7 protein-coding genes are annotated in these 9,789 nt (G+C 44.6%); all 7 read right to left on the bottom strand.

Features of this window, described 5'->3' with window-relative positions; all coding sequences use genetic code 11:
• Positions 1-315: 315 nt before the first annotated feature.
• The 7 genes from gyrA to dnaA all read right to left on the bottom strand — a co-directional run bounded on the left by gyrA (position 316) and on the right by dnaA (position 9,456).
• The gene (gyrA, locus tag DCCM_RS03325) at positions 316-2,760 is read right to left on the bottom strand and encodes a DNA gyrase subunit A (RefSeq protein ID WP_104371040.1); all 2,445 of its coding nucleotides are present in this window, start codon (positions 2,758-2,760) and stop codon (positions 316-318) included.
• A 372-nt stretch (positions 2,761-3,132) separates the two neighbouring features.
• Positions 3,133-5,040, bottom strand: a complete 1,908-nt coding sequence (gene gyrB, locus DCCM_RS03320) for a DNA topoisomerase (ATP-hydrolyzing) subunit B (protein WP_104371039.1) — start codon at positions 5,038-5,040, stop codon at positions 3,133-3,135.
• A 104-nt stretch (positions 5,041-5,144) separates the two neighbouring features.
• Positions 5,145-5,405 (bottom strand): extracellular matrix regulator RemB, encoded by a 261-nt coding sequence (gene remB, locus DCCM_RS03315; protein ID WP_104371038.1) that lies wholly within the window; start codon positions 5,403-5,405, stop codon positions 5,145-5,147.
• A gap of 12 nt (positions 5,406-5,417) precedes the next feature.
• Positions 5,418-6,515 carry a DNA replication/repair protein RecF gene (gene recF / locus DCCM_RS03310; RefSeq protein ID WP_104371037.1) on the bottom strand — a complete coding sequence of 366 codons (1,098 nt, stop codon included), beginning with the start codon at positions 6,513-6,515 and terminating at the stop codon, positions 5,418-5,420.
• A complete protein-coding gene (locus DCCM_RS03305) occupies positions 6,487-6,738 on the bottom strand; it encodes an RNA-binding S4 domain-containing protein (RefSeq protein WP_104371036.1) in 252 nt (83 codons plus the stop codon). Before DCCM_RS03305 ends, recF begins: the two co-directional genes overlap by 29 nt.
• 4 nt (positions 6,739-6,742) lie before the next feature.
• Positions 6,743-7,849, bottom strand: a complete 1,107-nt coding sequence (gene dnaN, locus DCCM_RS03300; protein ID WP_104371035.1) for a DNA polymerase III subunit beta — start codon at positions 7,847-7,849, stop codon at positions 6,743-6,745.
• Between the two features lie 272 nt (positions 7,850-8,121).
• Positions 8,122-9,456 carry a chromosomal replication initiator protein DnaA gene (gene dnaA / locus DCCM_RS03295; RefSeq protein ID WP_104371034.1) on the bottom strand — a complete coding sequence of 445 codons (1,335 nt, stop codon included), beginning with the start codon at positions 9,454-9,456 and terminating at the stop codon, positions 8,122-8,124.
• Between the last annotated feature and the right edge of the window lie 333 nt (positions 9,457-9,789).

The following is a 9,789-nucleotide window of genomic DNA, read 5'->3' as shown; positions in this document are numbered from 1 at the left end:
TTTTAGCTCGTTTACCTCGCTTGGCTTGTTGCTTTGACGAGGATTATGGTTTTACCATTAATCCATCTTGCTTTACTGTTTAGTTTTCAAGGACCGCTTCGCCAGATGCGACGTTCTCAATCGTATCACTTTTTGTTGTTACGGTCAAGAACCATTTACTGCCTGTCGTATCAGCGACTTTTATATATTAACATTACACAGCCTGTCCGGTCAAGGGTAATTGTTGGTTATATTACCAGCCAAACCGGCGGCGGCATTGATAAATATAGCATATGCCCCCGCCGGGTGTCAAGTAATAATTAAGGTATTGTTAAATTATTTGTCGGTGTCTTCTTCCTCCGAACCAACCATGGCCAAAGCCACCAATTTATCGCCTTCATCCAGGCGCATCAAAGTAACCCCCTGGGTGGCCCTGCCCATCACCGATACGTCACCGGCCCTTATCCTTATAATAATTCCCTCGGCGGTAATCATCATAACTTCTTCTTCCGGCCGTACCAACTGAAGGGAGACCACTTCCCCGTTTCTTTCAGAGGTTTTAATATTAATTATACCCTTGCCGCCCCGGGACTGCAGACGGTAATCAGATACCGGCGTACGCTTACCAAAACCGTTAACCGTCACCACCAGAACATTTGCCTCATCCCTTATGGTATCCATGGAAACCACTTTATCATTACCCATCAGAGTTATTCCCTTAACTCCCCGGGCCGTCCTTCCATAGGGATTCACGTCTTCTTCCGAAAAGCGGATTGCCAGGCCTTCCCTGGTACCCAGAATTATTTCCTGGTTTCCGTCGGTCAGCTTTACCTCCACCAAATCGTCGCCCTCATCAAGGGTTATGGCAATGATACCGTCCCTCCTTGATGTGTTAAACTGCCGGAGTTCCGTTTTCTTAACCACACCCTGCCTGGTAGCCATGAATAAATACATATCCAGGGCAAATTCCCTTACAGGTATAACAGCTGTAACTTTTTCATCCTGGTCAATATATAAAAGGTTAACCAGCGGTGTACCCTTCGCTGTCCGGCCGGCCTCGGGTATTTCATGCACCTTTAGCCTGTACACCTTGCCTTTGTTTGTAAAAAACAAAAAATAATGATGGGTGCTGGTAATGAAAAGGTGGCGCACAAAATCCTCGGCCTTGGTTTCCATGGCGGTAATGCCGCGCCCGCCCCTTTTCTGACTGCGATAGGTATCTGAGGAAATTCTCTTAATGTAGCCCTGGTTGGTGATGGTGATAACCATATCCTCTTCCGGAATAAGGTCCTCCACTTCCATGTTGACATCCTCGTCGGTTATCAGGGTGCGTCTGGAATCGGAAAATTTCTTTTTGATCTCAGTCAATTCGTCCATGATAATGCCGTATACCTTTGCTTCATCAGCCAGAACGGAGCGAAAATAGGCTATTTTGTCTTTCAAATCTTCATATTCCTGATCAAGCTTTTCCCTTTCAAGACCCGTTAACCTTTGCAGGCGCATGTCCAGTATCGCTTCAGCCTGTTTCCTGGTAAGTTCAAATTTTTCCATCAGGGCGTCCCGGGCCGTCTCAACTGTTCTGGAAGAACGGATGGTGTTAATAACCTCGTCTATGTGATCCAGGGCGATAAGCAGGCCCTCAACAATGTGAGCCCTGGCTTCAGCCTTGTCCAAATCGAATTTTGTCCTGCGAACAATAACCTCTTTCTGATGGTCAAGATAAAAATAAAGAGTTTCCCTTAAGGTTAGAACCCTGGGCTGCCCGTTAACCAGGGCCAGCATAATCACGCCGAAGGTTTCCTGCATCTGGGTATGTTTATATAGCTGGTTCAACAAAACCTGTGGTTTGGCGTCGCGCCTTAATTCTATGACCACCCTCATACCCCGGCGGTCCGATTCGTCCCTTAAATCCGTTATGCCGTCAATTTTCTTTTCTTTAACCAGATCGGCTATTTTTTCAATAAGTTTGGCCTTGTTCACCGCATAGGGCAATTCACTGACAATAATGGCGCTTTTACCGGCGCCTATTCTTTCGATGGAGGTCTGAGCCCTTACCTTAATAGAGCCCCTGCCGGTGGTATAGGCGGATCGTATACCCTCCCGCCCCATTATTTTGGCCGCGGTGGGAAAATCCGGCCCTTTAATAATCTTCATCAAATCCTCCGAAGAGGAATTGGGATTTTTAATAAGATGAATTACTCCGTCAATCACTTCTCCCAGATTGTGCGGCGGTATGTTGGTGGCCATGCCAACGGCTATGCCCGAGGAGCCATTGACCAGAAGATTTGGCAAACGGGCGGGCAGAACCACCGGTTCCTTATCGCTGCCGTCATAGTTGGGTATGAAATCCACAGTATTCTTTTCTATGTCGGACAGCATTTCCATGGTGATTTTAGCCATCCTGGCCTCGGTGTAGCGCATGGCCGCGGCAGCGTCCCCATCCACCGAACCGAAGTTTCCATGCCCGTCTATTAGGGGATACCGGCTGGCAAAATCCTGGGCCAGTCTGACCAGTGTATCATATATGGCCGAGTCGCCATGGGGGTGAAATTTTGACATCACCTGGCCGACGATGTGGGCACTCTTTCGGTGAGGTTTATCCGGAGTCATGCCCAGTTGGTGCATGGCGTAAAGAATACGGCGGTGCACAGGCTTTAAACCGTCTCTCACGTCAGGCAGGGCACGTCCCACGATAACGCTCATGGCATAATCCAGGTAAGAGTTGCGCATTTCATCATTGATATCAATCGGTACTACATTTTTACCCATTAAGGATGGCAAACAGGTTCACCTCAAAGCATAATTTATTTTGAAAATATTTTCAGATCGCTTTTAGGTTATATAATAAATTCTTTAACCTTTCTATTATAACCCACAAATTAGTATTTTTTAACATAAACTTTGTTAATATAAGCCGACCTTGAGCTTTACAGCCTGTTTATCCCATGATCTTCGAGGACGAGGCCTTACGGGCTGTTAGCGAGATAATAACCCAATTACCCTTTCACTGAGAATGTAATTGGCTGATAAAATAATAAAAAAATTAATGTGAATAATTTTTAAATATTTTAAAGGTAAAAAATCCCCCTGTGAAAAAGTGCAGGAGGATTTTTTAGAAAAATTTTTTTAATCCTTTTAAGACTGATTAAATTTTTATACATCCAGATTCCTGACATAGCGGGCGTTATCCTGTATAAATTCACGCCTGGGTTCCACCCTGTCGCCCATTAGCATTGAGAATATGGCGTCCGCCTCAATGGCATCCTCCAAATTTACCTGCAAAACAGTTCTGGTGTCCGGATCCATGGTGGTTTCCCAGAGTTGTTCCGGGTTCATCTCGCCAAGACCTTTGTACCTCTGAATGGTAACCCCGTCACGGCCCTGCTGATGAAGATGCTTTTCCAGATCATTGTCACTGTAAAAATAGCCTTCCTTCTTACCTCTTTTAACTTTATATAGAGGTGGCTGGGCTATTAACACGTAGCCGTTTTCTATTAACTGCTTCATATAGCGATAAAAAAAGGTAAGCAACAGTGTCCTGATATGCGACCCGTCCACATCCGCGTCAGTCATGATAATAATTTTATGGTACCTGGCCTTGGTAATGTCGAAATCCTCTCCTATACCGGTGCCCAGGGCTGTAATCAGCGCCCTGATTTCTTCATTGCCCAGTATTTTGTCCATGCGGGCCTTTTCCACATTCAGTATTTTTCCCCGCAGGGGCAGTATGGCCTGGAACCGCCTGTCCCGCCCCTGTTTGGCGGACCCCCCCGCTGAGTCTCCCTCCACCAGATACAGCTCGGATACGCCGGGATCCCTATCGGAGCAATCCGCCAGCTTTCCAGGCAGGGTGGAATTTTCCAGGGCGCTTTTGCGCCTGGTTAATTCCCTGGCTTTCCGGGCCGCTTCCCGGGCCCGGGAGGCGGTAAGAGCCTTATCCAATATTTTTTTGGATACCGGAGGGTTTTCTTCCAGAAACACCACTAGACCCTCCGTCACCACATTGTCCACTATACCCCTCACATCGCTATTGCCCAGTTTGGTTTTGGTCTGTCCCTCAAACTGGGGTTCCGGAACCTTAACACTAATAACAGCGGTCATACCCTCCCGGATATCCTCACCGCTTAAATTGGAATTTCCGTTTTTCAGTATATTGTATTTTTTTCCGTAGTCATTGAACACCCTGGTCAGGGAGGTTTTAAAGCCGGCCTCGTGGGTGCCGCCGTCCACTGTATGGATGTTGTTTACGTAAGAAAAAAGGTTTTCCACATATGCGTCCGTATACTGCAGGGCCACTTCAACCTGCACGCCGTCTTTTTCTCCGGCCAGATAAATGGGTTTGTTGTGAAGCACATTTTTATTTTTATTAATATAGCGGACAAAGTCTTTTAAACCGCCGTCATGCTGAAAAACCAGCTCCTGCTCCACCCGCCGGTCTTTTAATATAATTTTTATGCCCTTGTTAAGAAATGAAAGCTCTCTTACACGCTGGGTAAGGGTTTCAAGGCTGAAAACAAGCTCCTCGAAGATCATCGGGTCCGGCTTGAAGGTAATGCTGACGCCGGTGGATTTACTTTCACCAATAACATTTAAAGGGGTTATGGCGGTTCCACGCTGATATTGCTGCTGATAAAGCAGCCCGTCCCTTTTGACCTCCACGGACAGCTTTTCAGAAAGAGCATTCACTACGGTTATACCCACACCATGCAGACCCCCGGACACTTTATAACCGCCGCCGCCGAATTTACCCCCGGCGTGAAGTATGGTAAGCACCGTTTCCACCACCGGAAGCCCTGTTTTTGGATGTATATCCACAGGTATGCCCCGTCCGTTATCAGCCACGGTAACGCTGTTGTCATGGTGTATGACGACCTCAATTCTGTCGCAATAGCCGGCCATGGCTTCGTCAATACTGTTGTCCAATACTTCATAAACCAGGTGGTGCAAGCCCCGGGCGCTGGTGCTGCCGATGTACATGCCGGGGCGCTTTCTTACCGCCTCCAGGCCTTCAAGGACCTGTATTTCTTCTACACCATAATTTCCGGTGTTTTCATTGAACAATAAATGAAACCCCCGTTCCCAATAATTACTAATTTATTTATTTTCACTATTATACATCCATACATCATTAAAACAAACAACCGTGATATTTAACTCACGGCCTTTTATAGCTCATCGATAATTCCTATCTCTGATGCTGCGCGTTTTTTTAGAGTGCTGCAGGATATCGGCGAGATATAAATATCCTTGGTGGTAATAACAATTGATTTTTCTTTTCCGGACTCGGAAATCTGTCTTATAAATCCTTCATCCGAGGATATTTCCATGAACTCCCTGGTACTGACCGCCTGTTTAGTTCTTATATCGAGAATGGCGATGATATCTTCTTTTAACACCACCGTTTCTCCTCCCAGGTGCAAAAACATACTCTTTCCCCCTTAAGTTAACTGACCATTTGTTATTTTCACAGCCCTGTAATCGGCGGGAAAATTTTCGGGCAAAGCTGTGCTGGTTATAAAAACCTGCAGGGGTAGCTCAAACAATCCGGTCATACCCGCCTGCCTGGACTCATCCAGTTCAAGTAAAACATCATCCATTAATAAAACCGGATATTCGCCGTATTCCAACCGGTATACATTTATAACGGAAATTTTCAAGGCCAGTACGATGGATCTCTGCTGACCCCTGGAACAGAAATGTCTGGCGTCCATATTGTTTACAAAAAAATTCAGATCATCCCTGTGAGGTCCAACCAGAGATTGTCTTTTAAATTTTTCCTCGCTATTTTTTTCCATCATGGTATCTAAAAAGGATTTTTTAATGGCATTTAAATTTAATTTATCCACCAGGGGTATGCTGGAAAAATATTTAAAATATATATCCTCCTTGCCCGAGGTAATATCCCTGTATACATTTTTTAACATGGAGGACAGTCTTCCCAGCTGAGACAGCCTGGCGTGTATAATCCTGCTGCCGTAGTCGGCCAACTGGGTATTAAATGTTTCCAGTATTTCATTATAACCCGAAGTTTTAATTTTCTCTCTTAATAAATTATTTTTTTGAGTTAAAACACGATTATAATTCTGCATGTTATAAATATATCTGGCCTCAAAACAACACAACTCGGCATCCATCCAGCGCCGGCGGCCGGCAGGGTTACCCCTCACCAGATCCAGATCCGACGGCGTAAAGGAAACGGACATGCCGGGTTGAAAAAGTTTATTCTTAACCTGTTTTAATCCGTTGAGCTTAAATTCTAATTTGGAGTCTTTAGCCATTTCAACGGAAATTTCATACTGGGAGCCGTTTTTTTCCATAAGCGAATTGATTTTTAAAAAGTCGGCGCCCTGTCTTACCATTTCCCTTTCCCTGGACGTGCGAAAAGAAGCCCCGGAGGTGCAAAAGTTGATGGCTTCCAGCAAATTTGTCTTACCCTGGGCATTATCCCCGGTGATAATATTTATTCCCCGGTGAGGGTTCCACGACAGGTCCTCCAAATTGCGAAAGTTAACCAGGACCAGCCGTTTTAAAAACATCTACACTTCCTCCGGCTAAAACAACCTTATAGCTGCCTATTCCTTCCACATCCACCACATCTCCGGGAACAATACTTCTGCCCCGGTTATAGACTATATTTCCATTGACGGAAACCATTCCCGACTGCACCAGCATTTTTCCCTGCCCGCCCGTGCCGGCGGCGTTGGACCATTTTAAAAACTGGTCAAGTCTTAAAGGTCCCCGCACAGAAACTTGGCGCAAAGTATCACTCCCTGCTCTGCCTGGCCGGAACCAGTATGGATAGATAATCCTGGTTTTCCTCGGGTATTATCATGGCCGGGGTCAAAGATCCGGTTAATTTAAGCTGTAAACGCTCATAATTGATGGCGCGCAATACATCGCAGAGATAACGGGCATTAAAGGATATTTCCATATTCTCGCCGCTTGATTCCGAATTGACTTCCTCCCTTATCCACCCGGTTTCCGAACGAATATTCAGTACCACGCGATCCTCCCGGGCCTGGAGATTTACCAGGGAATTAGTTTCTCCCGCCAGCAGCGAAGCTCTTTCAGCGGATTCAAGCAGCTCTTTTAAATTAATTTTTATTTCCGTGTTAAAGTGATCCGGTATCACCTGACGGTAGGACGGGAATTTGCCTGCAATAATCCTGGCCAGTATTAACGTATCTTCTGTAATAAATGCGGTGTGGGTCTTACCGATGACCACATCAACCGAGCCTTTCTGGTCCGCGGTCCGGGCCAGTTCATTTAAAGTTTTTCCAGGAATAATAATATTTATAAGCTCCGTTGTCCCAGCTTCAATCTTCAACTTTCTTAGGGCAAGCCTGAAAGTATCCGTGGCCACCAGGGTAAGGGTATCTCCCTCTATTTCGAAAAGCACGCCTGTAAAAACGGGCCTGGACTCATCCGAGGACACGGCGAAAATAATCTGCTTGACAATTTCCTTAAAAATGTCCGAATCCAGCTTAAAGGAAAAATAGCCTTCAGGTATGTCAAAGGGGGGAAATTCAGCCGCATCGTATCCGTTGATATTGAATTCGGAATTGCCGTACCTGATTACCGCCATGTTATTGCCCGGTATGGTTTCAAATTCTATTACAGTATCCGGAAGACGGCGGGAGAATTCGGTTATATACCTGGCGGGAAGAACCAGGGAACCCTCTTCCTCCACGGTGGCCGGCACCGAACAGCGGATGGATATTTCGTAGTCGGTGGCGGAAAGAACAAGTTTATCCCCGGCGCATTTAAAATGAATGCCGGTCAGCACCGGTAAAGGACTTTTCGGAGAAACAGCCCTTTGCACATTTTGGATGGCGTATAAAAGATTCTCTTTGTTGATGAAAAATTTCATAGCTTCGCACCGTTATACAGGGGACACGGATTTTCAAAATTGTTTAAAGGTCCCCTATCCTTAATAATATATTTATTTTAGTAGAAGTAGTATTAGGGGCTGTTGATTTGTGAGTAACCCGGCAATTCAAACCGCTGTAACTTTTATGGCCCAAAACAATTTGTTAGCGCGGTGTGAAAAAATAAATAAAAAAAATTCCAATCCATTAATAATAGTTAGTATATGGAAAATAAAAAAACACATTTAAACAGGACGCACAATATGTTTATTAATTAATTTTTTATCTTGTGGATAATATCATTAATATTGGCCTGCAAATTTGGGTCAAGCTGTAATTCAGAAAGCACCCGGTCATAAGCGTGGATAACGGTGGTGTGATCCCGTCCACCGAAATATTCTCCTATTTTGGGAAGCGAGAGGTCGGTAAGCTCCCTGGTGAGGTACATGGCTATCTGCCTTGGAAAAGCTACATTTCTGGTCCTCTTTTTGGATTTAAAATCATCCGGGCGTATACCGAAATATTCCGACACAATCTCATGGATAAGCTGTATGGTGATTTGCCTTATCTGTTTGGGAGGCAGTATGTCCTTTAAAACTTCAAAGGCCAGTTCAAGGTTTATTTCGCACTTATTCAGCAGTGAATAGGCCGCCAGTCTGATTAAAGCTCCCTCAAGCTCCCGGATGTTGGATTGTATTCTATCCGCAATGTAATACAATACCTCGTCGGGGACACTCATATTTTCCAGCTGAACTTTTTTTCTGAGTATGGCAATTCTGGTTTCAAGGTCCGGGGGCTGTATGTCGGTGATAAGCCCCCATTCAAATCTGGAGCGAAGCCTGTCCTCCAGGGTGGGTATTTCTTTTGGGGGACGGTCGCTTGATATAATAATCTGTTTATTGGCTTCATGAAGAGTATTAAAGGTGTGGAAAAATTCCTCCTGGGTCATTTCCTTGCCGGCCAGAAATTGAATATCATCCACCAGCAAAATATCCATATTACGATATTTATTTCTAAATTCCTCCGGTTTTTTGTCCCGGATGGAATTAATCAGATCGTTGGTGAATTTTTCGGATGTAACGTAAGCAATCTTTAGGGTGTTGTTCTTCTTTATTATGTGCTGGGCAATGGCGTGCATAAGGTGTGTTTTGCCCAGGCCCACGCCTCCGTAAATAAAAAAAGGGTTATAGGTTTTAGCCGGTGAGTCGGCAACAGCCTGGGAGGCTGCATAGGCAAAACGATTGCTTTCTCCCACCACAAAAGTATCAAAGGAATATTTTGGGTTAAGGTTTAGATAGAGCTCATCCGCCGGGGCCGTGGCGTTTTTATTGATGCGGCTTAAAACCGTGGGAACTTCATTGTTTAAAATAAAATTAATTTCAGTGTTTATGCCCAGAATATCATATAATGTTTCTTTAATAATAGATTGATATCTGTCAGACAGCCAATCCCGGGAGAAGTTATCGGGCACCTGGATATAAAAAGTGTTATCCACAAAATCTACAGGCATCATTAACTGAAGCCATGTTTCAGCGGAATGGTTATTGAGTTTTTTTTGTAGGGAGGAAAGTACCTTTTCCCAGGTTGCCGATACCTCGGATGTTTTCATAGATTAAGAGCCCCCTGCCGGATAAAACTTCCTAAAAAAAGCCTCCCTTATTATGGAGACCTCGTTGTCATCGTTTATTCACAAAATTACTAACATAGAGATAACAAATGTGGATAAATAAAAGGTGCGTTTATGGTATGCTTAAATTATGATAGCAAAATTTCCAGTGATTATCAACAATAGAATGACGATTAAAAACCATTGGAAGGATTGGCTTTTTCTTGACTGCCCGTATAATATTAATATATAATTATTTGTGACGTGCCTGACATTAACTGTAGGTTGGGGATATTTTCCATTGTTTTAAGTTGGGGAGTCAAACAATGAAAGATG

It is taken from the genome of Desulfocucumis palustris (assembly GCF_002933875.1).
GTDB lineage: Bacteria > Bacillota > Desulfotomaculia > Desulfotomaculales > Desulfocucumaceae > Desulfocucumis > Desulfocucumis palustris.
This window is presented reverse-complemented; position numbering and strand designations above follow the sequence as displayed.

Excerpts from the sequence above, each read along its gene's own strand:
- remB (WP_104371038.1), bottom strand. The coding sequence starts at position 5,405 with ATGTTTTTGCACCTGGGAGGAGAAACGGTGGTGTTAAAAGAAGATATC.
- recF (WP_104371037.1), bottom strand. The coding sequence starts at position 6,515 with ATGTTTTTAAAACGGCTGGTCCTGGTTAACTTTCGCAATTTGGAGGAC.
- dnaN (WP_104371035.1), bottom strand. The coding sequence starts at position 7,849 with ATGAAATTTTTCATCAACAAAGAGAATCTTTTATACGCCATCCAAAAT.
- dnaA (WP_104371034.1), bottom strand. The coding sequence starts at position 9,456 with ATGAAAACATCCGAGGTATCGGCAACCTGGGAAAAGGTACTTTCCTCC.